Origin of the sequence: Micromonospora qiuiae, assembly GCF_016863555.1 — a bacterium.
Classification (GTDB): Bacteria; Actinomycetota; Actinomycetes; order Mycobacteriales; family Micromonosporaceae; genus Micromonospora; species Micromonospora qiuiae.
Genome location: NZ_BOPC01000017.1, coordinates 109254 through 133467, shown reverse-complemented (window position 1 = coordinate 133467; position 24214 = coordinate 109254). Strand labels below are relative to the sequence as shown.

Below are 24214 nucleotides of genomic sequence, written 5' to 3'. Positions count from 1 at the left end.
CCCCTCGCCCTCGCGATCTTGCACTTTTGGTCGGGGCGAAAGGGGTAAATGCCGCGTATCTGCGACACAAACTGCATGATCGACGGGGGCAGGGTGGGGGCCACGTGAGGGCGGGGTGCAGGGAGGGTGGGGTGGGGCGGCGGTACGGTGGGACCATGGCTGAGCAGGACCTCGACGCGTTGGCGTTCGGGTCGGTGCGGAGCGTCGAGCGACCGGCGGCGGGGGACGGCACCGATCCCGAAGGGGTCTCCGCGGTGCCGGATCGGGCCACGATTCGGCTCGCTCTGGTGGTCGGCGGGCTCGTTCTCGCCGTGCTGCTCGGGTTCGGGCTGGGCCGGATCAACAGTGGTGGTGGGCCGGCGGCGGGTGGGGCGGTGGACAGCGCGTTGGCCGACCACGTCCACGCGCCCGGGGTCGGCGCGCACTCGCACGGCGCGGGGCAGGCCGAGGCGGCCGAGGCGGGGGGCCTGGCGGTCAGCCGGGACGGCTACACGCTCACCCCGGTGTCTGCCGAGTTCACCGCCGGGCGCGCCGGGGAGCTGCGATTCCAGATCCGGGACGAGCAACGTCGGGCGGTGACCCGCTTCGCGGTGGTGCACGACAAACCGATGCATCTGATCGTGGTGCGCCGCGATCTGACCGGCTACCAGCATCTGCACCCGACCATGGCGACGGACGGGACCTGGTCGGTGCCGCTCACGCTGCCCGAGCCGGGCGTCTGGCGGGCGTACGCCGACTTCACGGCGCTCGCAGACGACGGCCGGCAGACGGCCACGACACTCGGCGTGGACCTGGCCGCACCGGGCGGGTACGCACCCCGGGCCCTGCCCGCGCCAGCCACCACGACCACGGTCGACGGGTTCACCGTCGGCTACCAGGGCAGGCCCGAGCCTGGCCTGACCGTGCCGCTGGCCTTCCGGGTCATCGCAGCCGACGGCACCGAACCAGCGCTGGAGCGCTACCTCGGGGCGTACGGCCACCTCGTCGTGCTGCGTGAGGGCGATCTCGGCTACCTGCACGTGCATCCCGAGCCGGAGTTGGTGGATGGCGCGATCAGGTTCTGGTTGACCACGCCCGCATCCGGGCGGTATCGCCTCTACCTGGACTTCGCCAGCGGCGGCGAGGTGCGGACCGCCGAGTTCACGGCGACGGTGCCGTAGCCCGGCGAATGCCCCGCCGGGAGCGGCGGCGGGCATCGGCCGCTCCGGAAAATGTGGCGCCAGCCGGCCCGGCGAATGTGGCGGCGCGTCAGCCGGCCCGGCGGATCGGGCGACGGGCGAGGTAGCGCAGCAGATCGCGGATGTGGTGCTTCTCCTCCGCGGGCACCGTCGGATCCGCCAGCCGTTGCAGGATCACCCGGACGTCGGCTTCGACCGGGCTGTCGTCCCTGCCATGTCGCAACGGGCTGGGGCCGGCGTCGGGCAGGCCGAGTGCGCGGAAGGCCGCTGCCACCGGGAGATCCAGCGCGGCGCAGAAGCCGCGAACCTTGGCGAGTTCGGGGTAGTCCTGCCAATCGCCGGCCAGCCAGCGGAAGACGGTCGAACGGCCGACGCCGGTGTGCGAGGCCAGGTCGGCGACCGTCCATCCGCGCTCTTCGCGGGCCTCGTCGATGGCCTGGCGTACGAAACGCGCGAAGGCCATCTGTGGCGAAACCTCTGCCGATCCCATCCGGTGGGTGGTCCCTCCCGACCGGCACCCCCGCGGTGCGTTCTTCGAGAGTAGTACGGCGACGGAGAGAACAACTGACTGACCGACCAGGCGGTCCCGGCGGCAAGACCGGAACCGGTCAGCGGTCCGGCTCGGACGGCCTGAGCAGGATCTCCAGACGGGGGGTGATGTCCCACTCTGCGATCAGCTCGCGGTACTCCGTGCGCTGCTCGTCCGTCGGTGCGGCATCCGTACGCCGGGCGCGGATGAGCAGGTTGCGTGGGGTGTGCGCGGAGTCGACGAACTCGACCACCTCGGCCCGGTAGCCGTGTAGCCGCAGCAGTGCGGCGCGCAGCGCGTCGGTGAGGACGTCCGCGAAGCGCTCGCGGAGAATGCCCTGCCGGGTCAGCAGATCGTACGGCCGGGGGGCCGCCCGGGCGCGCAACTGCGCCGCGATGTCGTGGTGGCAGCACGGCGCGGCGAGCACCCAGCGGGCACCCCAGCGCACCGCTCGGGCCAGCGCCTCGTCGGTGGCGGTGTCGCAGGCGTGCAGCGCGAGCACCAGATCGGGAGCCGGTTCGACGTCGGCGTCGGCGATGGTGCCGGCCACGAAACGCACCCGGTGCGCCCAGCCCAGCCGCTCGGCCAAGGCGGTGTTGCGGTGGCGCTGGTCCTCGCGGACGTCCACGCCGACCAGCTCGACGTCGAGGCCGAGCTGCGACAGGTACCGGTACGCGGCGAAGGTCAGGTACGCGTTGCCGCACCCCAGATCCACCACCCGCAACGGGCGGGTCAGGGCCCCGGCCGGGTCGACCGGCAGAGTGGCCGCCAACGCCCGCAGGAACGCGTCGACCTGTCGCCGTTTCGCCGCCGAACCGCCGATCTCGGTGAAGATCGGGTCGCCGGGATCGAGCAGGTACGCCTTGGCCCGGTCGTGCGCGGCCGGCGCGACGGCCGGGCGGGCGGCTGTCGTCCGGTGTACCTGCGCCTCGCCCGACCTGGTGACCCGCAGTTGCAGCGTGCGGTCGACGGTTTCCACGTGCCAGTTGCCGAACGGTTCGGCCAGCAGTGCCTCGACCGCATCGTCGGCCTCCGGACCCGGTGCGACGTTGCGGGTGTAGGGCCGGGCCCCGTCAGAGGTGGCGATCTGCAATCGCGGACCGGCCTTGAGCGCGACCGGCCGCAACTCGGCCCGAACCACCGAGGGGCGCTGACCACGCCGGCGCCCGGCGGCCACGGCCCGGGTCAGCGCGGGATCGAGCAACATCGAGCGCACCTCGGCCAGGGCCGAGTCCAAGGGTTCGGGCATCGCTCAATCTTCCCAGGCCCGTCCGCCACACCATCGTCGTGGCATGGCTGGCGGTGATCAAGAACCTCGCTGCCCGGGGCAACGTGTCAGTCGACGGTCGCCTCGGCCGGCGTACCGCTGCTGCCAGCGCCACCACGGCGGCGTCGGCGCCGACGCGGGCGGGATGTGTCACCCGCGGTGTCCGGGGTGGTCTCGGGCGTGCCGTCGCTGGCCTTCGGGGCCGCGTCGGCACCGACCACCGCCTCGCCGGCCACCAACTCGCCGGCCCGGCGGCGTCGGCGGCGGCGGGGGGTACGCGTTGCCTCGCCCGCCGTGGCCTCGGTGACGTCCGGCCCGGTGTCGCCGACCGGCTCGCCACTGGCCTCGGCGCGCCTGCGACCGCCGCGCCCGTTCTCGCCCCGGCCACGATCACGGCCCCGGCGGGCACCGCGCGGCTCGCCCCGGCGGGACCGGCCGCCGCCCAGGTCTTCCTCGACCTCGGCGGCCAGGCCGGCGCGGGTGCGCTCGGCGGTCGGCAGGGTGCCGGTGACCTCCGGCGAGATGTGCAGGTCGGTGTAGAGGTGCGGGGAGGTGTGGTACGTCTCCGACGGCTCCGGCATGTCCAGCCCGAGCGTCTTGTCGATGATCCGCCAGCGGGGCATGTCGTCCCAGTCGACGAAGGTCACCGCCACGCCGCTCGCGCCGGCCCGGCCGGTACGGCCGATCCGGTGGGTGTAGGTGTCCTGGTCTTCGGGGCAGTCGTAGTTGATGACGTGGGTGACGCCGCTGACGTCGATGCCCCGTGCGGCGACATCGGTGGCGACCAGGGTGTCGATCTTGCCGGCCCGGAACGCTCGCAGCGCCCGCTCGCGGGCACCCTGGCCGAGGTCACCGTGCACCGCCGCCACGGCGAAGCCGCGGAAGTCGAGATCCTCGGACACCCGGTCGGCGGCCCGCTTGGTGCGCGTGAAGATCATCGTCAGTCCACGGTTTTCCGCCTGAAGGATCCGGGCGACGATTTCGAGCTTGTTCATCGAGTGGGTGCGGTAGACGAACTGCTCCGTCTGCGGCGAGGGGCCGGTCTCGGCCGTGTGCCCGGCGTGGATCGTGATCGGGTGGCGCAGGAACCGCCGGGACAGCGTCACGATCGGATCGGGCATGGTCGCGGAGAACAGCATGGTCTGCCGGTCCTCCGGCAGCATCGCCAGGATCCGCTCGACGTCGTCGAGGAAGCCCAGGTCGAGCATGCGGTCCGCCTCGTCCAGCACCAGCGCCCGCACCCCGTGCAGGCGCAGGTGCTTCTGCTTGGCGAGGTCCAGCAACCGGCCCGGGGTGCCGACCAGAATCTCCACGCCCCTGCGGAGCGCCTCGATCTGCGGCTCGTACGCCACACCGCCGTAGATCGGCAGCACGCGTACGCCCCGGGTGCGGCCGGCCGCCGCGATGTCCTTGGCGACCTGGATGCCCAGTTCGCGGGTTGGTACGACGACCAGGGCCTGGGGCAGGCCGTCGCCACCCTCGTCGGGCGCGAAGACCCGCTCCAACAGCGGCACGCCGAAACCGAGGGTCTTGCCGGTGCCGGTCGGGGCCTGCCCGATCAGGTCGGCGCCACGCAGCGCGATCGGAAGCGCGTACTCCTGGATGGCGAAGGCGCGGGTGATGCCGGCCGCGGCCAGCGCGTCGACCGTCTCGGCGCGCGCACCGAGCTCGGCAAAGGTCGGTGCCTCCGGTCGAACCGGGGCGGTCGGGGCCAGTTCCTGGCCGTCTGTGAGGTCTTGAGTCAGCTCACTCATATGGATTTGGGGGTGCCCTCTCGTGGGTGCGCCCCGTCATGTCATCAGGGCGCATTCGGTATGGCGCGGGCCACACGGTCGGCGGCAGAAGGCCGAGCGGACCGGGCCGCACGCGCGCCGTGGGTCGGACTTCGACCGGAACTCGATTGGGATTCCGGCCGGCTCAGCACCTACGGCAACTTCTTCATGCTACCTGAACGGGCCAGGCGACGTCCCGATTCCCGAGCGACTGAACGCTACGGCGAGGGCGAAAGTGTGATGTGTATCACACTGAGCGCTCACCGACCTGGTGAGCGGGTGGCTGTGAGGGATCGCGTCGTGGCGGCCGACCGCCGCGCGTACCCGCGCGGGCGGCCGGCGGCCGCAACGACTGATCGTCAGCGAACGGTGAAACCGACCGCCCGGGGAGACTCCTCCGCGATCTCGACGTAGGCGACCTTGCCGACCGGCACGATGATCCGCCGGCCCTTCTCATCGGTCAGGGAGAGGGTGCCCTCGCCCCTGGCGACGGCGTCGGTCACGATCCGCTCGATCTCGGCCGGGGACTGCGCGCTCTCCAGGACCAGCTCGCGCGGCGCGTACTGCACGCCGATCTTGACCTCCACTGTGCCTCCCTCGTCGAGCGAAATGGCGCCGTGCGAAGGCTATCCGATCGCAAGGTGTTGGTTCAGGCTGACTCACCTTGCAGCGGGAAGCTGGCGATGCCGCGCCAGGAGAGGGCGGCGACCAGTGCCTCCGCTTCGGCTTTGGGCACCTGACGCCCGCCGGCCAGCCAGAACTGTGCGGCGGTCTCGGCCGCGCCCACCAGGCCGGAGGCGAGCAACTCGGCGTGCGCCCGGCTGATTCCGGTGTCGGAGATGATGGTGTCGGTGATGGCCGCGATGCAGCCCTGCTCGACCCGCTCCACGCGCTGCCGTACGGCCGGGTCGTTGCGCAGGTCCGACTCGAAGACCAGTCGGAAGGCTTCACTCTCGTGATCGACGAAGTCGAAGTAGGCCCGCACCGACGCGCTGACCCGTTCCTTGTTGTCGGTGGTGCTGGCCATGGCGTCGTGCACTTTCGCCACGATTGCGTCACAGTGCGTGTCGAGCAGTGCGAGGTAGAGCTCCATCTTGCCGGGGAAGTGCTGGTACAGCACGGGTTTGGACACCCCGGCCCGCTCGGCGATGTCGTCCATTGCCGCCGCGTGATAGCCCTGCGCGACGAACACCTCCTGAGCTGCGGCGAGCAGCTGCTTGCGGCGCGCCGACCGGGGGAGGCGCGTGGGCCTGCCGGCGGTCTGGGCGCCGTTCCCAACAGCGGTCATGGGAACCTCCGAGGTTGTCGTACGGGCCGGCATTTCGCCCGAACCGGTCGGGGCCCGGAAACCCCGCACGGAATTGGCCCGCCGCTGTAACTTATCGCCACTGTCGCCACACGGTAGCCTCAGCGGGGGGCGACCAAGGAGCGCGCGGTGAGTGAAGCAGGGCAACCCGGTGCCGCCACCCCGGGAGAGCACGGCGACGGGACGGGTCAGCGGGATGACCTGGGCCGTTCCGTCAGCGGGTGGCCGCCGTCGGCCCCCGACTGGTCGTGGGGCGGCGACGACGCCGCCGCGACCTGGCGCCACCCCGGGCCGCCCTCCGGATGGGCCACCGCGGCACCGCGCCACGCCGACCTGCCCGCCCCGTTCGGTGAGCCAACCGGGCCTGAGCAGCCCGCCCGGCTCAACGGGCACCACATCAACGGGGTACGCCACTCGGAGGAACCGTCCGGCGGCGGCCAGCACTCGCCGGTGAGCGCCCCGCCCGGGCCACGCGATTCCGGCCACGATCCGGGCCGGGACCGGCTCGTGTTACCCGCGCCGCGTCCCGGTCCGCCCGCCGAGCAGCCCGCAGCCGGGAGCACCGGGCTGCCGACCTCTGCGCCGCCGGCCGTGCAGGTGCCACCCGTGGGCACCGCCGCCTCCGGCTTCGAGATGCCACCCGGCCTGCACGCCCCCACCGCCGAGCGTTCAGGTGACGCGCCGGTGGGCGGCCCGCCATCCGAGTGGGACGACGCGTTCCCGCCGGAACCGGCGCCCGAGGCCCGGCCCGAGCTGCCCGGCAGCGGCCGTAGCGTCGCCCCACCGGCCGCCGACCGGCCGCCAGCGCCCGGCCCGGATGCCGGCGGCCAGCCACCGGTCGAGCCGCCATCGGCCGAGCCAGAGCGCCCGAGCTGGGCCCGGTCCGGCACAGCCAACGACTGGGCCCCCTCCTGGGCGCGCGGCGACGCGCCATCCTGGCCACGCGGCGACGACGAGCCGACCGGCCGGCGGTCACGCGAGGTGCCGGCCCAGGGCTGGACCAGCGAGCCCAACCGGCCGTACGAGCCGGTGCGCGCCGAACCGACGCGCCCCTACGAGGCGGTACCCGTCGAGCGACCCCGCCCGTACGAGCCATCCCGATCGGAGGCCCAGCCCGGCCCGGGGCGGGAACCCGCGGTCGAGCCCGAGCCGGCCGAGCGGCCGGCGTGGGCGACCGAGCCGCACCGCGCTCCGCCGGGCCCGGAACGCCCGTCGTGGGCCGCCCGGTCGACCAGTGGACCGCCGGCCGGAGAGCACCCCTCCTGGGGGACGCCCCCGGTCAGTGGCGTCCCCGCTGACGAGACGCTGCCATGGGGCGCCCGACCCGACGAGCCTCCGTCATGGGCGAGCCGCGCCGGCGGTCAGTCGCCGGGCGAGGAGCGCCTGCCCTGGGCGCTCGGCCCGGCCAGCGCCCCACCGGCCACCTCGGCGAAAGCGGCAGCGGCCAGCGCGCCGCCGGCCGGCGTCTCTCCGTTCGCCCGGGAGGCCCCGCTGGCCAGCGCGCCGCCGGCCAGCGCCCCTCCGTTCGCCCGGGAGGCCCCGCCCGAGCCGGGGTCGGCGTTGCCGGTGGCCGAGGCCGGGGCCGCGTCCGACCTGCCGACCTACCGGCCGTACCGGCTTCGTTCGGTCCCCGATGAGCCGGCAGCGTCCCAGCCCGCTCCGGAACCGGCCGTGCCCAACCCGACCTCGGCGTCGACCGATCCGGCGGATGGTGCGTCCACCGGTGGCGGGACCGGCCGCCGTGAGCGCACCCCCACCGCGCCCGTCCCGACGAGCGCAGCCCCCTACGCGGCACGTCGATCCGCGCCTGATCCGGAGCTGCCCGGCGAGCAATCGCCGGACGGCACCTTGGCGGTGTTGCCGCAGCGCGTCCCCGCCGAACCGGACGTGCCCGTCGTGCCGGAGCCGCCAGCCGTGGACCCACCCGCCGAAACGCCGGAACTCGCCCGGATCGCCACCCACCTACGCCGGGAGGACGAGTCGGCGCCGTTGCGCGATCGGCCCGAGGGCTTCGACGTCAACGCGATCCTCGACGCCGTACGGGGTGTCGAGGGGGTGCGCGACGCGTCCCTGCGCCGTACCCCGGCCGGTGCGCACAGCCTGCGTCTCGACCTCGCCGACGGTGCCGATCCCGCGGAGGTGAGTCGGCAGGTCGCCCGCCTGCTGCAGGAACGCATGGGGCTGGCCGCCGCGCCGCAGGGCATGCCGGGAACGCCCGTAGCACCGGTGCGCCGACGCTCCGCCGAGAAGCGTGGCGGCGACGCCGGTGAGGCCAAACCCACGAGCGAATCACGCCGTCCGGTCAACCGACCTGCCGGTACCCGTGCGGAGGCCGTCGCCGCCCGGACCGAGCAGGTGCCGGAGACCCCGAGGCGGCGACGCCCGGCCACCAGCCGGGGCCGCGGCACCACAGAGGAGACGGCCCCGCCGGGCAGCCCGGCGACCCTCGGTGCCTCGTACTCCGGTGGGCAGCTGACCACCACGGAGTCCGCACCGTCCCGGCCGCTGAACACCGGCGGCTCGCCCGGCCCCCGGGTGGTGCTGGACCACGTCCAGGTGAGCACTTTCGGGCTCGACGCCACCGTCGAGATCCGGCTGATCGCCGGTGAGCAGAACGCGGCCGGTTACGCCACCGGCCCCGCCGTGGACGGCTACGTGCTGCGACTCTGTGCGGTGGCTGCGGCGGCCGCGATCGACGAGTTGCTGCGCGGCACCGGCGTCACCGCCGACCAGGGACGGTGCTTCGTGGAGCATGCCGCCGTGGTGCCGTTCGGCAACTGCGAGGTGGCCACCGTCGTGGTGCTGCTGGTCTGCGACGGATGGGTCGAGCAACTCGCCGGCTCCGCCCTCGTCGCCGGTGACCCTCGGCAGGCGGTGGTGCGGGCCACCCTGGCCGCGGTGAATCGGCGGCTGGAGGCGCTGCTGGCCTGAGCCGGCCGGCAGACTGAAACGGTGAAGCTCGCTACCCTCTGGCCGGACCAACTGCTACCTGCCCACTCGGTTCCGCCACCGTGGCCGGGCCGAGAGGTACGCCTCGACGGCCTGGTCACCTACGTGCGGGAGACACCGGCCACCGGGCCGGATGCGGAACCAGCGCTCTACGTCCACGGGCTGGGTGGTTCGTCGCAGAACTGGACCGACCTGGCCGGTCTGCTCGCCCACCGGTTGGACGGCCAGGCGATCGACCTGCCGGGTTTCGGCCGCAGCGAGCCGGGTCAGCGCTACACCGTGCCGGTCTTCGCGCAGCGGGTGATCCGTTGGATCGAGCACACCGGCCGGGGACCGGTGCATCTGTTCGGCAATTCGCTGGGCGGCGCCATCTCGGTGCGGGTGGCGGCCCTGCGGCCCGACCTGGTCCGGACGCTGACCCTGGTCTCGCCGGCCCTGCCGTTCCTCGACTTCCGCCGGTCGTTGCAGGGTCGGATGCTGCCCCTGCTGGCGATCCCCCGAGGCGAGCGGCTGGCCGCCTGGCGGCTGGCCCAGGTGGCACCGGAGGTGATGGCCCGGCAGGTGATGGAGGCATGCGTGGCCGACCTCAGCCGGATCAGCGACCAGCGCCGCCGGGAGGCGTTGGACGAGATCCGGGTGCGCCACCAGGCGGAGCACCACGCGGCGGCGTACGTCCGGACCTTCCGTGGCCTGGTCACCAGCTTTCTCCGGTCGTACCTGCCCGGCTCAGGCTCGCTGTGGCGGATGGCCGGTTCAGTGCAGGCGCCGACGCTGGTCGTCGGGGGTCGGCAGGACCGGCTGGTCGACGTACGGGTGGCGCCGCAGACCGCCCGGGTGATCCCGGACAGCCGGCTGTTGATGCTCGACGGCGTCGGCCATGTGGCGCAGTTGGAGGTCCCGCGCCTGGTGGCCCGGGCGGTGGTCGGGCTGCTCACCGAGACGGGGGACCGCGGTCGCCGGACCGACCTGGCAGGATGAGCCGGGTGTCGATCCCGCACAGCCATCGCCGGCGCTCCGGCCGGCACGTCCGCCCGAGGAATTCAGCAGCATCGGGTGCCGGTGATACAGGCGGAAGGCCACCCCGGCGCCGGCCCGACGTGGTTCTCCGGACGGTTGTGGTGCTGGCGGCGGTCGGTGCGGCGGTGACCCTGGTCGTCGGGGGCGGCGAATGGCTGCGCGGGGCGGCCGGCGCCGAAGAGGTGGTCGCCTCCGCCCCGTCGTCGCCCGCGTCGTTGGTCACGCCGTCGCCGGTGGCCTCGTCATCCGTACCCCCCTCGGCGAGCCCGTCGCCCGAGCCGCCGGTGCTGCGGCTGCCCGGGCCGGTCCCGTCGGCGGGGCGGGGCAGCTTCGAGATCGACGACCGGACGGGCCCGGTGCTGGGCACTGCCGGTCGGGTGCGGGGTTACCGGGTCGCGGTCGAGGTCGGCTCCGGTGTCGATCCGGCCGAGTTCGCCCTCGCGGTGCAGGAGGCGTTGACCGGCCCCGGCAGTTGGGTGGACAGCGGCCGGCTGCGCCTGCGGCAGGTCGCCGAGGGGGCCGCGTACGACTTCACCGTCTATCTCGCGACGGCGCGGACGGCGGGCCGGATGTGCGCCGCCGGTGGCGTGGACATCCGGATCGGTGGGCGGCCTTACACCTCCTGCCGCGCCCCGGGCAAGGCGATCATCAATCTGGAGCGGTGGCGGTTGTCGGTGCCGCACTACGTCGAGGCGAAGGTGCCGTTGACCGTCTACCGCACCTACGTGATCAACCACGAGGTCGGACACGAGTTGGGTCACCGGCACGAGCGCTGCCCGGGTAAGGGCAAGCCGGCGCCGGTGATGATGCAGCAGACGCTCTTCCTCAACGGCTGCGTCGCGAATCCCTGGCCGTACCTCGACGGGCGGCGTTACGCCGGGCCGTCACTCTGACCGGACCGGCGTCGGTCCATGGTCCCGATATGCGGGGATGTTCCCCATCGGGGTGCGATGATGGCATCATGCCCGCTTCACCCCTTTTCGGCTCGCCGGCGGCGGGCCGGTCGCGGCGCCGGTTCGTGGTGGTCCCGCTCGCCAGGGCGGCCCTGGTGCTGGCGCTCGCGATCTTCGCCACGGTGTCGCTGCTCCGGGCCAGCGACCGGGTGACCAGGCCGGAACCGGGTGCGCCCCGGGTCGGATCCGGGGCGGGGGTGGACGAGGCGGCCGCGCCCGGTGCGTACCCGAGCAGCGGCACCGGTAGCTTCGTGCCGGTCGACGAGGGCACGCCGGTGCGCGGCGTAACCGGGCCGGTCGCCCGCTACCGGGTCGCCGTGGAGCAGGGCACCGGGCAGGATCCGGCGGGATTCGCGGCCGAGGTTGACGCGATACTGGCCGACCCGCGTAGCTGGATCGGCTCGGGTGAGCTGCGTGTGCAACGGGTCGTCGAGGCGGAAGCAGCGGACTTCACCGTCTATCTGGCCACCCCGCTCACCTCGACGGAGATGTGCGCCCAGGGCGGGCTGCACACCGAGGGATACACCTCCTGTCGGCTTCCCGGGAGAGTAATCATCAACCTGGCGCGCTGGCTGGAGGCGGTGCCGGACTACGGGGCGCCGCTGGCGGTGTACCGGGCATACGTGATCAACCATGAGGTTGGCCACGAGTTCGGGGAGGGGCACGAGGCATGCCCCGGGCCCGGCCACCCCGCGCCGGTGATGCAGCAGCAGACGTACGGCCTGGCGGGCTGCGTGGCGAATGCCTGGCCCTTCCTCGACGGCCACCGCTATGCCGGCGATCTTCTGTCCTGAGCTGCCCGCGTACCCGAGATCCCGGGTCCCACCCGGTTATTCCCGCTCCCGCATGCCGGGCGACGTGTCCCTACTCATGGTCGATGGGCACCTCGGCGAGCAACAATGGCGGTTGCCTGTCACATCGATCCCGGGGAGTTCACCGTGTCGTTGCCCCCGCTCGTCGAACCCGCCGCCGAGCTGACCGTTGACGAGATCCGCCGCTACTCGCGCCACCTGATCATCCCCGATGTCGGTGTGGAGGGCCAGAAGCGGCTGAAGAACGCCCGGGTGCTCTGTGTCGGTGCCGGGGGCCTCGGCTCGCCGGCCCTGCTGTACCTGGCCGCCGCCGGGGTGGGCACGCTCGGCATCATCGACTTCGACACCGTCGACGAGTCCAACCTCCAGCGGCAGATCATCCACGGCGTCTCCGACATCGGCCGCCCGAAGGCCGAGTCGGCCGCGGCGAGCATTCGCGAGATCAACCCGCTGGTCGACGTCGTGATTCACAACACGGTGCTGGACCGGGAGAACGTCCGCGAGATCTTCGCCCAGTACGACCTGATCCTCGACGGCACCGACAACTTCGCCACCCGGTACATGGTCAACGACGCCGCGGTGCTGCTCGGCAAGCCGTACGTCTGGGGGTCGATCTACCGCTTCGACGGCCAGGCGTCGGTGTTCTGGGCCGAGCACGGTCCCTGCTACCGCTGCCTCTACCCGGAGCCCCCGCCGCCCGGCATGGTCCCCTCCTGCGCCGAGGGTGGCGTGCTCGGCGTGCTCTGCGCTTCGATCGGGTCGATCCAGGTCAACGAGGCGATCAAGCTGCTCACCGGCATCGGCGAGCCGTTGGTCGGCCGGCTGATGGTCTACGACGCCCTGGAGATGAGCTACCGCAAGATCAAGGTACGCAAGGACCCGAACTGCGTGCTCTGCGGCGAGAACGCCACGCTCACCGACCTGATGGAGGACTACGAGGACTTCTGCGGTGCGGTGTCCGTCGAGGCGCAGGAGGCGGTGGTCGACGCGACCATCACCGCGGCCGAGCTGAAGGAGTGGCAGGACGCCGACAAGGACATCTTCCTCGTCGACGTACGGGAACCGGCCGAGCACGAGATTGTTCGCATCCCCGGCTCGACCCTGATTCCGAAGGGCGAGATCATCTCGGGTGAGGCGCTGGCCAAGCTGCCGCAGGACAAGCAGATCGTGCTGCACTGCAAGTCCGGCGTCCGCTCCGCCGAGGCGCTCGCCGCGCTGAAGGCGGCCGGTTTCCGCGACGCGGTCCACGTCCAGGGCGGCGTGCTCTCCTGGATCAAGCAGATCGACCCCTCCCTCCCCGAGTACTGATGTGAAGGAAGGGCCCCTTCTTAACGCCTGCGGTAGAGAAGGGGCCCCTTCTTAACAACCCGCCTCGACGCCCTGCTCAACCCCGCCGACAGGCCGGTCCGCCCGCCCGAAGAACCGAGGCGGAATGACGTTCTCGCCGGTAGCCTGACCGCCGTGGTCGACATCGACGCCGCGATCGGGTTCGTGGTGGCGCACGGAGACGCGGTGGAGCGTGCCCGCCTCTCCTGGTTGCGCACCGGCACCCCGGCGCCCCCCGAGGCGCTCGACAAAGCGGAAATCGGCCAATCCTCCGATGGCGGCTGGCCCGCGACCTGGAACAGCGACGTCGCCTCGGTCGACGCCACCTGCTTCCGGCTGGTCGAACTGGACGACCTCGGCGCACTGGGCCGCCCCGCGGCTCGGCGGGCGCTGGACTGGCTCGCCGCCGCCCAGCGGAGCGACGGCTGCTGGGAGGAGGACGAGGCGCTGGCCGGCACCGCCCCCGAGTGGGCACGGCCGGGCGACCCGGAGGCACGGCTCTACCTCACCGCCAACGCCGCCTTCTGGCTCACCGTGGCCGGGCTGGACGCGCGTGCCGCCGGGCCGCTGGACCACCGCGTCGGCGGCGCGTACGCCGGGGTGGTGCACGGCGCCGCGCAGGCGCTCGCCGCCCAGCTGCGTCCCGACGGAAGCTGGCCGTCCTTCCTTGCCGCAGGCTGGTTGAGCGCGGCCGTGCTGCATCGGCAGCAGATGTTCTACGAATCCGCGCGAATGAAGGCGGTTCTCGCCGAGCGGATGCCGAAGATCTCTCCGGCGGACGCAGCCTGGCTGGCCGCGACCCTGCGCCGGGTCGGCGTCGACGACCAGGAGTGGACGATGGTGGCCGCCCGTCGCCGGCTGGCCGAGACGCAGCGCAGCGACGGCGGGTGGGACAGCGACGACGGCCACCAGTTCGACGTGCACGCCACCCTGGCCGTGATCCGCGCCTTCCGCTGATCCTCGGCCGCCCGCCGCCCGCCGCCCGCCGCCCGCCGCCCGCCGCCCGCCGCCCGCCGCCCGCCGCCCGCCGCCCGCCGCGCGGTCGGGTCGTGGCATCGGTGCCCTGGTCCTGCTGGCACCACCGCTGCTCTTCGGCCCGCTGTTGCTCGCCGCTGCTGCGGGCGTCGTCGTGCTGCTCGGCGTCGCCGTCACGGACGCCCGTCGCGCCGCCGGCCGCCCACCGGAGGCCCCGTCCCCGCCCGCATAGGTCGCGCCCCGCCGCGCCCCGGGCTCTGCCGCGCCCCGGGCTCTGCCGCGCCGCACCCTGGCGCCCCGGGCGGCGCCCTGCCGCGTCGCGCCGCCCGCACGGGTCGGCGCCGCGATGTTGTTAGAAGGGGCCCCCTGCTATGCACCAGGCGTTAAAAGGGGGCCCTTCCTTACACCTTGCACCTCAGCCGCGTAGGTGGGCGTCGCCGGTGACGACGTACTTGGTGCTGGTCAGCTCGGGCAGGCCCATCGGGCCGCGGGCGTGCAGCTTCTGGGTGGAGATGCCGATCTCGGCGCCGAAGCCGAACTCGCCGCCGTCGGTGAACCGGGTCGAGGCGTTCACCATCACGGCCGCCGAGTCGACCCGGGCCACGAACTCCCGGGCCGCCGACTGCGAGTCGGTGACGATCGCGTCGGTGTGGCCGCTGCCGTACCGCCGGATGTGCCCGACCGCCGCGTCGAGCGAGTCGACGACGGCGACGGCAATGTCCGCGGAGAGGTACTCGGTGGCGAAGTCCTCGTCGGTGGCGGCGACCACCGCGTCGGAGTAGGCGGCCACCCGGGCGTCGCCGTGCACGGTGACCCCGGTCTCGGCGAGGGCGGCGAGCACCGGCGGCAGGAATGCGTCGGCGATTTCCGCGTGCACCAGCAGCGACTCGGCGGTGTTGCAGGTCGACAGCCGCTGCGTCTTGGAGTTGAGCGTGATTGCGACGGCCTTGCCGATGTCGGCGGCGGCGTCCACGTAGACGTGGCAGTTGCCCACTCCGGTTTCGATCACCGGCACGGTCGACTCCTCGACCACGGTCCGGATCAACGACGCGCCGCCGCGCGGGATCAGCACGTCCACCAGGCCCCGTGCCCGCATCAGCTCCTTGACCGAGTCGCGGGTGGTGGCGTCGAGCAGCTGCACGGCGTCCGCCGGCAGGCCGGCATCGGCGATCGCGTCCCGCAGCACCGCCACCAGCGCCGCGTTGGAGTGCGCGGCCGAGGAGGAGCCGCGCAGCAGCGCCGCGTTGCCGGACTTCAGGCAGATGCCGGCGGCGTCCACGGTGACGTTCGGCCGAGCCTCGTAGATGATGCCGACCACGCCGAAGGGCACTCGGATCTGTCGCAGCTCCAGCCCGTTGGGCAGGGTCGAGCCGCGGAGTACCTCGCCCACCGGGTCGGGCAGCGCGGCCATCTCGCGCAGCGCGTCGGCGATGTCGGCGACCCGGCCCTCGTCGAGGGCGAGCCGGTCCAGGATTGCCGCGCTCAGCCCGGCTTCGCGTCCGGCCGCCAGGTCCGCGCCGTTCGCGGCCACGATCTCGGGGGTACGCGCCACCAGCGCGTCGGCCATCGCGTGCAGCGCGGCGTCCTTGACGGTACGCGTCGCCACGGCCAGCGCCTCCGCCGCCGTACGCGCCCGGCGGGCTTGCTCGCTCACGCTCATCCCATGCTCCTCACGGTGTTAGGAGGGGCCCCTTTTAATACACCAGGCGTTAAAAGGGGGCCCCTGCTTACAGCAGTACCAGGTCGTCGCGGTGGACGACCTCTCGTTCGTACGCCGGGCCGAGCGCCGCGGCGAGGTCGGCGGTGGAGCGCCCGAGCAGGCCGGGCAGCTCGACCGCGTCGTAGTTGACCAGCCCTCGGGCCACCGGTGCGCCGGAGGTGTCGACCAGGTCGACCGGATCCCCGGCGGTGAACGCCCCGTCCACGGCGGTGATCCCGGCTGGCAGCAGCGACTTGCGCCGGTCCACCACGGCGGCGACCGCACCGGGATCGAGGTGCAGCCGCCCCCGGGGCGAGGTGGCGTGGGCGAGCCAGAACAGCCGGGCGGCCGGCCGGCGGAGGCTGGGGTGGAAGAAGGTGCCGACCGGCTCGCCGGCCAGCGCCGCGACGGCCTGGGCGGCGGAGGTGAGCACCACCGGAATGCCGAACCCGGTGGCGATCCGGGCCGCCTCGACCTTGGTCACCATGCCGCCGGTCCCGACTCCCGAACGGCCGCTGCCGCCGATGTCGATGCCGGCCAGGTCGGCCTCGTCGCGTACCTCGGCGATGCGGTCGGAGCCGGGGCGTGCCGGGTCGCCCGTCCAGAGCGCGTCGACGTCGGAGAGAAGCACCAGCAGGTCGGCGTCGACCAGCGCGGCCACCAGCGCGGCCAGCCGGTCGTTGTCGCCGAACCGGATCTCCTCGGTGGCGACCGTGTCGTTCTCGTTGACGATCGGCACCGCCCGCAGGTCGAGCAGCTTCCGCAGGGTGCGGTACGCGTTGCGGTAGTGCGCCCGCCGGGTCACGTCGTCGAGGGTGAGCAGCACCTGGCCGACGGTACGGCCGTGTCGGGCGAAGGCCGCAGCGTACCGCCCGATCAGCAGCCCTTGACCGACGCTGGCGGCGGCCTGCTGGGTGGCCAGGTCGCGCGGTCGCCGGTTCAACCCGAGTGGGGCCAGGCCGGCGGCGATCGCCCCGGAGGAGACGAGCACCACCTCACGCCCGTCGGCTGCGGGGTCGCCGCCGGGCGTACTCGTGCCGAGGGCGTCGACGAGGGCGTCGAGCCGCTCGTCGTCCAGCCCTCCACCGGTGGTGGTCAACGAGGATGATCCGATCTTGACGACGACCCGTCGGGCCGTCGTGACTGCGTCACGCACCCGCCTATTCTGCGTCGTCGCCGCAGCAATCCCCGCCTCCCCTCCCATACTCTGGCCAGCTGTGACACCTGAGGAGTACGTCGAGGCAGTGCTGGGCCTGGTTGACCGAATCCCACCCGGCCGGGTGATGTCGTACGGCGCGGTCGCTGACGCGTTGACCGAGGACTCCGGGCGAACCTCTGCCCGGCTGGTGGGGGCGATCATGTCCCGGCACGGTGGCGGCGTGCCCTGGCACCGGGTGGTGAACGCCGCTGGCGGCATGCCTCCCGGGCTCGCGGCCGAGGCGCGGGCGCGATGGCTCGCCGAGGGGACGCCGCTGCGGCAGGACCGGGTGGACATGCGGGCAGCCAGCTGGTGGCCCGGTGAGTCGATGTGACCGACGACATAACGTGAGTAAGATTCGGCTCCATGACCGCGCCGCCGGGCGGATCCGGCTCACCACCCGCCGCTGACCCGTCGGCGCGGCCGGGCCTCCCGTCCGGGACGGGCGCGGGCACGCCAGTGCGACCCGTCGGCTCGCCGACCGGGGGCACGCCAGGGCGTTCCGTCGGAGCGCCGACCGCGCCGGGTGCCCCAGCGGTGGCCGCCGCACCGGGGTTGCTGCCGTGCAGGGTGCACGTCGGATACTCCCTCGGCTCGCTGGCCACCGGGGCGTTCGGCACGGTGCCGGGGCTGTTGCTGCTGCCGTACCTCACCGACACCCTCGGCGTGGCCGCCGGGCTGGCGGCCCTGCTGGTGCTGCTGCCGAAGGCGTGGGACGTGCTGGTCAACCCGGTGGCCGGGAGGATCTCCGATCGCACCCGCTCCCGCTGGGGTGCCCGCCGGCCGTACCTGCTGATCGGTGGGCTGGCGCTGGCCGTGCTGTTCGGGTCGATCTTCGCCGCGCCGTTCGGCGCCGGACCCGCCGCCGCCGCGTACGTGACGGTCGCCTTCCTGGCCACCGCCACCGCGTTCGCCTTCTTCCAGGTGCCGTACGTGGCGATGCCGGCTGAGCTGACCAGCGACTACGCCGAACGTACCCGGATGATGACCTGGCGGATCGCGCTCCTGGCACTGGCCATCCTGGTCTCCGGGGCGGTGGCCCCGCTGGTGCGCGACGCGGCCGGCGGGGGCGTGCCGGGGCACCGCTGGATGGGTCTCTTCGTCGCGGCGCTGATCGCGCTGGGCGCGGTCGGGGCATTCCTCGGCACCCGGTCCGCTCCGCAGGGCACCATCGGGGAGAGCGAGCCCAGCCTGCGCGCCCAGTTCGCCGTGGCCGGCCGCAACCGGCCCTTCCGGGCGCTGCTGCTCTGCTTCGTGGTGCAGTCCGCCGGGGTGGCGACGATCCTCGCCGGGGTCCAGTACTTCGCCGACCAGATCCTGAACGACTCGGCGACCGGGCCCACCCTGTTGTTCGTCTGTTTCGTCGGCCCGGCCCTGGTGGTGATGCCGCTCTGGTCCCGGGTCGGCGCCCGGCTGGGCAAACTCGCCGGGCTGGTGGCCGCGTCGCTGATCCTGGCCGCCGGCGGGCTGGCCCTGGTCGCCGCGCCGCTGCTGCCCGCGTCCGTGATCTACCTGCTGGTCGCGTCGATCGGCGTCGGGTACGCCGGGCAGCAGGTCTTCGCGCTGGCCATGATGCCGGACTGCATCGCGTACGACACGGCGCGCACCGGGCGTCGACAGGCCGGCGTCTTCACCGGGCTGTGGACGGCTGGCGAGACCCTCGGGCTGGCCCTCGGCCCCGGCATCTACGGGCTCGTGCTCGCCGTCACCGGCTACGTCTCTTCCACCACCGGGACCGCCGTCGCCCAGTCCGACACCGCCCGCCTCGGCGTGCTGCTCGGCTTCACCGTGCTACCCGCCCTCCTGATCGGGCTGGCCACTCTTCTCCTGCGCCCCTACGACCTCACCGAGGCCCGCCTCGCCACCCTCCCCACCACCCTTCACGCCGCCGCCGATCATGGAGTTGTGGTCGGGACGAAAGCCGCGAAGCAGTACGGAAAGGGGACCACAAGTCCATGATCGACGAGAGCGGGGCCGGGCTGCCCGCGTACGGGATGTCCGCCGAGCGGGTGCTGGGGGAGATCCGGGAACTGCGGGGGTTGGATCGGCCCACGCACGGGGGGCGGCTGTTCGCGTATGTGTACGACCCGGGGGTGGCGGGGCTGGACGAGCTCGCGGCTGCCGCGTACGCCGAAAGTGCCCACGTCAACGGGCTCGACCCGACGGCCTTTCCCTCCCTGCTCGCGATGGAGAACGCGCTGGTCGGTGCAGCGGGGCGCCTCCTCGGCGGCGGGCCCGGCACGAGTGCGCCGGAGGTGGTCGGCAGCATCACCAGCGGCGGCACCGAGTCGCTCATCCTGGCCGTCAAGGCCGCCCGGGACGCCCGGCCGGAGATCGACGTGCCCCGGGTCGTGGTGCCGGCCAGCGCCCACGCCGCGTTCGCCAAAGCGGCGCACTACCTGCGGGTGGAACTCGATCCGGTGCGTCTGGACCCGATCACGCTGCGGCCGGCGGTCGCCGACATGGCCACGGCGATCCGGCCGGAGACGGTCCTGGTGGTCTGCTCCGCGCCGTCGTACGCGCACGGCGTCGTCGATCCGGTCGAGCAGATCGCGCAGGTGGCCGCCGCGGCCGGGGTGCGGTGCCACGTGGACGCCTGCTTCGGTGGCTGGACCCTGCCGTACCTGCGCCGCCTCGGCGTGCCGGTGCCCGCGTTCGACTTCACCGTGCCCGGGGTCACCTCGATCTCCGTCGACCTGCACAAGTACGCGTACGCCCCGAAGGGCGTCTCGGTGCTGCTGCACCGCGATCCCGGGCTGCGGGCACCGCAGTACTTCGCGTACGCCGACTGGCCCGGCTACACCATGGTCAACCCGGTGATCTCCTCCACCCGTTCCGGTGGCCCGATCGCCGCCGCGTACGCCACCCTGCGACACCTCGGCGACGACGGCTACCTGGAGCTGACCCGCCGGACCTGGACGGCGGTGCGGGAACTGGCCGACGCGGTACGCGGCGTCGACGGGCTGCGGCTGGTGGCCGAGCCGGAGTCGACGGTGGTCTGCCTCACGTCGACCGACCCGGATCTGGACCTCTTCGTGCTGGTCGACGAGCTGACTGCGCTCGGCTGGCACACCCAGCCCCAGCTCGCGTACGCCGGCCTGCCGCGCAGCGTGCACCTTACGGTGACCGCCGCGGTGGCGCCCCGGGCGGCGGAGTTCGGGCCGATCCTGGCCGACGCGGCGGCCGCGGCACGGGCCCACGGTCCGGTGGTGCTGCCGCCGGAACTGCTGGCGCTCGCCGGCAGCCTCACCCCGGAGAGACTCACGCCGGAACTGGTCGGCGGACTGGCCGACGGGCTCGGCCTGGCCGGCCGTCCCGGTCCGCCGGAGCGGATGGCGGTGGTGAACACCCTGCTCGACGCCGCTCCGGTCCGGTTGCGGGAACGGCTGCTGGTGGAGTTCGTCGGGTTGCTGCAACGCCCAACGTGGTAGCTCGGGCGCGCAGGTGCTGTGATTGACTGTTCATCGGGACAGATGAGGGAGGCTCGAGGTGCAGCTGCCGGCAGTGCTCGGCGAGCCGATCCGGTTCGTGCTCAACTGGGGCCGGCGTTACTCGCTCTGGGTCTTCAACTTCGGGCTGGCCTGCTGCGCCATCGAGTTCATCGCGACCAGCATGTCGCGCCACGATTTCATGCGGCTCGGGGTGATCCCGTTCGCGCACGGGCCACGGCAGGCCGATTTGATGGTGGTCTCCGGCACGGTCACCGACAAGATGGCCCCGGCGATCAAGCGGCTCTACGACCAGATGCCCGAGCCGAAGTACGTCATCTCGTTCGGCGCCTGCTCCAACTGCGGCGGCCCGTACTGGGACTCGTACTCGGTGACCAAGGGAGTCGACCAGCTCATCCCGGTCGACGTCTACGTGCCGGGCTGCCCGCCCCGGCCGGAGGCGCTGCTGCACGGCATCCTCCGGTTGCAGGAGAAGATCGCCGCCGAGCAGTCCGGCGTCGGCGGGGTGTCCCGCCCCGACCTGCTCGCTTCGCCGGTCGACGTTTCACCCCGCTCGACCGCCTCGCTCACCGCACCACCCGTGCGCCCACCGACCGCCTGAGCCGGCTCAGGCGGTGAAGTCGAGGACCACCTTGATGTCATCGGGGCTGGGGGAGTACGCCCTGGCGTAGTCCGACAACGGCACCCGGCGGGTGATCAGCGAGCCGAGCCAGGCGTGGTCGGCCCGGGCCAGCGCGTCGGCGGCAGCGTCCCAGTGTCGCCGATTGGCGTTGACCGAACCGAAGACGACGTTGTTCTCCAGCACCAGGGTCCGGTTGAGGGCGCCCGCGTCGAAGTCGATGGTCCGCCCGCCGGTGGAGACGCCGGTCAGGCAGACGATCCCGTTCAGAGCGGCCTTGCACATCGCCTCCAGCACGACGACCGGCGCGCCGGTGCACTCGACGATGATGTCCGGCTCGAAGTCGAGTTGGTCGACCGGCTCGGAGTGGTACGTCGCGCCGAGCGCACCGGCCAGCGCGGGCTTCGGGCCCTCGGTGGCCAGGTCGAGCACGTGCACGGCGAGTCCCCGCTGACTGGCCAGCAACGCGGCCAGCAGGCCGATCGGCCCGGCACCCGTGATCAATGCTGTCTGCGGTTGCCATTCCGCCCGCTGGCCGATCCGGTCGATGTGCTCCCACGCCTTGGCCACCACACTGGTCGGTTCGAGCAGCACGCCGACCTCGCGCAGCGCCGGGTGGAGCCCGACGGCGAAGCGCGGCTGAACGCGCCACCGCTGGCGCGCGAAGCCGGGCAGCCCTTTGATGCCGTGTTCGGTGAACATGCCGTTGCGGCACATGTCCCACTCGCCGACCGCACAGTTCGGGCAGGGCAGCGGGTCCGGGTGTCGGACGATCCCGGCCACCAGGTCGCCGGGCTGCAAGGTGCCGGTCGGATCCTCCACGACCCGGCCCAGCGACTCGTGCCCGAGCACCAGGTGGTCGGTGCCGGGTGGCGCCTCGCCGTAATGCCCCTCGATGATCTCGATGTCGGTGCCGCAGATCCCCACCGCCAGGGCCTCCACCAGGATGGCGCCCTCGTCGGTGGCCGGCTCCGGGTAGTCGTCGAGCAGCCGCAGCGAACCCGGTACCCCGGGAATGACAGTCACAGCGCGCACCGTCCCATCCTGACGACCGACGCCGGCCACCACCGGCAAAGTCAACATCTCCACCCGTGCGCGTACGTCCGACCGTCGCCTGCGCGCCCCCGGGGCACCGCGTTTCGCCGTGGTCGGCCATAGGATCAGCGGCATGACACCGGAAGAGGTCGGCCAGCGGCTCGTCGCGCTGCTCGCGCCCGTCGAGGCCGCCGCGACGGTCTCCGGCGGTCAGGCCCACTCCCGGGCCACCGTCGACGTACCCTGCGAGGGTTGGCGCGCGGCGCTGCTGGCCGCGCGCGACGACGCCGAGTTGGCCTGCGACTACTTCGACTGGCTTTCCGCGGTCGACGAGTTGGCCGGTGGCTTCGACGTGGTCGCCCACCTCTGGTCCACCCGGCACCGGCACGGCGTGCTGCTGCGTGCGCGGGTGCGGCGCGAGACGCCGACGGTCGAGTCCGTGGTGGATGTGTTCCCGGGTGCCGCCTGGCACGAGCGGGAGACCCACGAGATGTTCGGCATCGACTTCGCCGGCCACGCCGACCTGCGGCCGTTGCTGCTGCCGCCAGAATTCGAGGGGCACCCGCTACGCAAGGAGTTCGTGCTCGCCTCGCGGGTGGCCAAGCCCTGGCCGGGGGCGAAGGAGCCGGGCGAGTCGGAGGCCGGTGGGGGTCGACGGCCGATCCGACCGCCGGGCGTGCCCGCGCCGGGAGAGTGGGGCACGACGCCCACGCCGGCCGGGGCGGGCGGCGTCGGGGAGGGACCACGTGGCGGCGTGCCGGCCCGCCCGGCTCGGGAGCGGCCCGCCCGCCCGGCTCGGGAAGCGCCCGTTCCGGCGGCGGAAGGCCCTGCCCGCCCGGCTCGAAAGGGCCCTGCCCCGGCGGGAGAAGGGTCCGCCGCGGCGGACGGCGGTCCGCTGCCCGGCGCGACCGGCGGGCCCGGCGACGGCCCTGCGCGCTCCGGCCCGCCGGCCGACCGGCCGTCCCAGAGGGGGCCGGCGGCGACCGAGCGGGCCGACGACGGAGGTACGCCCTGATGCCGCTGTGGCTGGAGCTGGTGATCCGGATCGGCGGGGTGCTGGTCGCCTTCCTCGTCCTTCCGCTGCTGGTCGGGCAGGCGGAGCACAAGGTGATGGCGCACATGCAGGGTCGGCTCGGCCCGATGTACGCGGGCGGCTTCCACGGCTGGGCGCAGCTGATCGCCGACGGGGTGAAGTTCGTCCAGAAGGAGGACATCACCCCGCGGGCGGCGGACAGGCCGGTGTTCCGGCTGGCACCAGCGGTGGCGCTCCTGCCGTACCTGCTGGTCCTGCTGGTCATCCCGCTCGGCCCGAACGACCTGGTCGGGCAGCCGTTGGACGTCGGCCTGTTCTACGTGCTGGCGGTGGTCGGCGTGGGCGTGCTGGCGGTGCTGATGTCGGCCTGGGCCTCGGCCAACAAGTACAGCCTGCTCGGCGGGCTACGCGGCGCCGCCCAGCTGCTCGGCTACGAGCTGCCGCTGGTGCTGGCCGCCGCGTCGGTGGCGATGGCCGCCGGCACGCTGAGCCTCTCCGGCATCGTCGAGGCGTGGCGGCCCTGGTGGCTGATCTGGCAGGCCCCGGCGATGGTGGTCTTCTTCCTGGCCGGCCTGGCCGAGATCCGCCGGCCGCCGTTCGACATGCCGGTGGCCGACTCGGAGTTGGTCTTCGGATACCTGACCGAGTACACCGGCTTGCGGTTCGCGTTCCTGCTGCTGGCCGAGTACGTCGGCATCGTGGTGATCGCCGCGCTGACCACAGTGCTCTTCCTCGGTGGTTGGCAGGGTCCCTTCGCCGACGCTCAACTCGGCTGGCTCTGGACCGTGCTCAAGGTGGCCGCCGTCAGCTTCCTGATCATCTGGCTCCGGGTCGCCTACCCCCGCCTCCGCGCGGACCAGCTCCAACGCCTCTGCTGGCTGGTCCTCGTCCCCACCGCCCTCGCCCAACTGGTACTAACCGCCGCCGTCCGCCTTGCGATGTAAGGAATGTAAGGAAGGGCCCCCTTTTAACGCCTGCGGTATAGGAAGGGCCCCTTCTTAACACCTGACCAGAGGTTCTGTCGCTAACAGGAGAACATCGGCTGGTCGAGGGAGGCTCCGGCCCCACGGCGCTGATGAAGCGGGTCAGAGTAGGCG

20 protein-coding genes and 1 pseudogene are annotated in these 24214 nt (G+C 73.0%); 13 read left to right on the top strand and 8 right to left on the bottom strand.

The genetic code is table 11. From position 1 onward, the window contains the following. The first annotated feature begins 155 nt into the window (after positions 1-155). On the top strand, positions 156-1160 hold the full coding sequence (locus Vqi01_RS07325; RefSeq protein WP_239098233.1) for a DUF8832 domain-containing protein: 1005 nt from the start codon (positions 156-158) through the stop codon (positions 1158-1160). An 88-nt stretch (positions 1161-1248) separates the two neighbouring features. On the opposite strand, the gene Vqi01_RS07320 is transcribed toward Vqi01_RS07325, so the two are convergent. The 5 genes from Vqi01_RS07320 to Vqi01_RS07300 form a co-directional block, all read right to left on the bottom strand. Further along, positions 1249-1668, bottom strand: coding sequence for a helix-turn-helix domain-containing protein (locus Vqi01_RS07320; protein WP_204033803.1), 420 nt, complete (start codon positions 1666-1668; stop codon positions 1249-1251). A gap of 118 nt (positions 1669-1786) precedes the next feature. After that, the gene (locus tag Vqi01_RS07315) at positions 1787-2956 is read right to left on the bottom strand and encodes a class I SAM-dependent methyltransferase (protein ID WP_204033802.1); all 1170 of its coding nucleotides are present in this window, start codon (positions 2954-2956) and stop codon (positions 1787-1789) included. Between the two features lie 86 nt (positions 2957-3042). Beyond that, positions 3043-4728 carry a DEAD/DEAH box helicase gene (locus Vqi01_RS07310; RefSeq protein WP_204033801.1) on the bottom strand — a complete coding sequence of 562 codons (1686 nt, stop codon included), beginning with the start codon at positions 4726-4728 and terminating at the stop codon, positions 3043-3045. A gap of 377 nt (positions 4729-5105) precedes the next feature. After that, positions 5106-5333, bottom strand: a complete 228-nt coding sequence (locus Vqi01_RS07305; RefSeq protein WP_204033800.1) for a DUF3107 domain-containing protein — start codon at positions 5331-5333, stop codon at positions 5106-5108. A gap of 62 nt (positions 5334-5395) precedes the next feature. After that, a complete protein-coding gene (locus tag Vqi01_RS07300; RefSeq protein WP_204033798.1) occupies positions 5396-6034 on the bottom strand; it encodes a TetR/AcrR family transcriptional regulator in 639 nt (212 codons plus the stop codon). A 147-nt stretch (positions 6035-6181) separates the two neighbouring features. Here Vqi01_RS07300 and Vqi01_RS07295 point away from each other — a divergent pair, with 147 nt between their 5' ends. The 6 genes from Vqi01_RS07295 (at position 6182) to Vqi01_RS07270 (ending at position 14066) form a co-directional block, all read left to right on the top strand. After that, complete coding sequence (locus Vqi01_RS07295; protein WP_204033797.1) at positions 6182-8983, top strand: hypothetical protein; 2802 nt, start codon at positions 6182-6184, stop codon at positions 8981-8983. A gap of 21 nt (positions 8984-9004) precedes the next feature. Beyond that, positions 9005-9979 (top strand): alpha/beta fold hydrolase, encoded by a 975-nt coding sequence (locus Vqi01_RS07290; protein WP_204033796.1) that lies wholly within the window; start codon positions 9005-9007, stop codon positions 9977-9979. Between the two features lie 119 nt (positions 9980-10098). Further along, positions 10099-10911 carry a DUF3152 domain-containing protein gene (locus Vqi01_RS07285; RefSeq protein WP_239098232.1) on the top strand — a complete coding sequence of 271 codons (813 nt, stop codon included), beginning with the start codon at positions 10099-10101 and terminating at the stop codon, positions 10909-10911. A gap of 68 nt (positions 10912-10979) precedes the next feature. Beyond that, complete coding sequence (locus Vqi01_RS07280; RefSeq protein ID WP_204033794.1) at positions 10980-11765, top strand: DUF3152 domain-containing protein; 786 nt, start codon at positions 10980-10982, stop codon at positions 11763-11765. Positions 11766-11870: 105 nt separating this feature from the next. Further along, positions 11871-13091, top strand: coding sequence for an adenylyltransferase/sulfurtransferase MoeZ (gene moeZ, locus Vqi01_RS07275; RefSeq protein WP_204033792.1), 1221 nt, complete (start codon positions 11871-11873; stop codon positions 13089-13091). A gap of 144 nt (positions 13092-13235) precedes the next feature. Next, positions 13236-14066, top strand: a complete 831-nt coding sequence (locus Vqi01_RS07270; RefSeq protein WP_239098241.1) for a prenyltransferase/squalene oxidase repeat-containing protein — start codon at positions 13236-13238, stop codon at positions 14064-14066. 433 nt (positions 14067-14499) lie between these two features. Here Vqi01_RS07270 and Vqi01_RS07265 read toward each other — a convergent pair whose 3' ends face one another. Next, complete coding sequence (locus Vqi01_RS07265) at positions 14500-15744, bottom strand: glutamate-5-semialdehyde dehydrogenase (protein ID WP_204033790.1); 1245 nt, start codon at positions 15742-15744, stop codon at positions 14500-14502. Between the two features lie 67 nt (positions 15745-15811). After that, positions 15812-16939, bottom strand: coding sequence for a glutamate 5-kinase (gene proB, locus Vqi01_RS07260; RefSeq protein WP_204033789.1), 1128 nt, complete (start codon positions 16937-16939; stop codon positions 15812-15814). A gap of 61 nt (positions 16940-17000) precedes the next feature. Here proB and Vqi01_RS07255 point away from each other — a divergent pair, with 61 nt between their 5' ends. The 4 genes from Vqi01_RS07255 to Vqi01_RS07240 are packed head-to-tail and all read left to right on the top strand — an operon-like array spanning position 17001 to position 21031. Then, entirely contained in the window at positions 17001-17315 is a 315-nt protein-coding gene (locus Vqi01_RS07255; protein WP_204033788.1) for an MGMT family protein, read from the top strand. 32 nt (positions 17316-17347) lie between these two features. Next, complete coding sequence (locus tag Vqi01_RS07250; protein ID WP_239098231.1) at positions 17348-18940, top strand: MFS transporter; 1593 nt, start codon at positions 17348-17350, stop codon at positions 18938-18940. After that, the gene (locus tag Vqi01_RS07245) at positions 18937-20412 is read left to right on the top strand and encodes a pyridoxal phosphate-dependent decarboxylase family protein (protein WP_204033786.1); all 1476 of its coding nucleotides are present in this window, start codon (positions 18937-18939) and stop codon (positions 20410-20412) included. The genes Vqi01_RS07250 and Vqi01_RS07245 overlap by 4 nt, the downstream gene beginning before the upstream one ends. A 58-nt stretch (positions 20413-20470) precedes the next feature. Continuing rightward, a complete protein-coding gene (locus Vqi01_RS07240; protein ID WP_204033785.1) occupies positions 20471-21031 on the top strand; it encodes an NADH-quinone oxidoreductase subunit B in 561 nt (186 codons plus the stop codon). A 6-nt stretch (positions 21032-21037) separates the two neighbouring features. Here Vqi01_RS07240 and Vqi01_RS07235 read toward each other — a convergent pair whose 3' ends face one another. Continuing rightward, positions 21038-22084, bottom strand: coding sequence for a glucose 1-dehydrogenase (locus Vqi01_RS07235; RefSeq protein WP_204033784.1), 1047 nt, complete (start codon positions 22082-22084; stop codon positions 21038-21040). A gap of 133 nt (positions 22085-22217) precedes the next feature. Here Vqi01_RS07235 and Vqi01_RS07230 point away from each other — a divergent pair. Both Vqi01_RS07230 and Vqi01_RS07225 read left to right on the top strand, forming a co-directional pair. Next, positions 22218-22814, top strand: a pseudogene (locus Vqi01_RS07230) (NADH-quinone oxidoreductase subunit C); the annotation flags it as partial. A 284-nt stretch (positions 22815-23098) separates the two neighbouring features. Then, complete coding sequence (locus tag Vqi01_RS07225) at positions 23099-24061, top strand: complex I subunit 1/NuoH family protein (RefSeq protein ID WP_204033783.1); 963 nt, start codon at positions 23099-23101, stop codon at positions 24059-24061. Positions 24062-24214 lie beyond the last annotated feature (153 nt).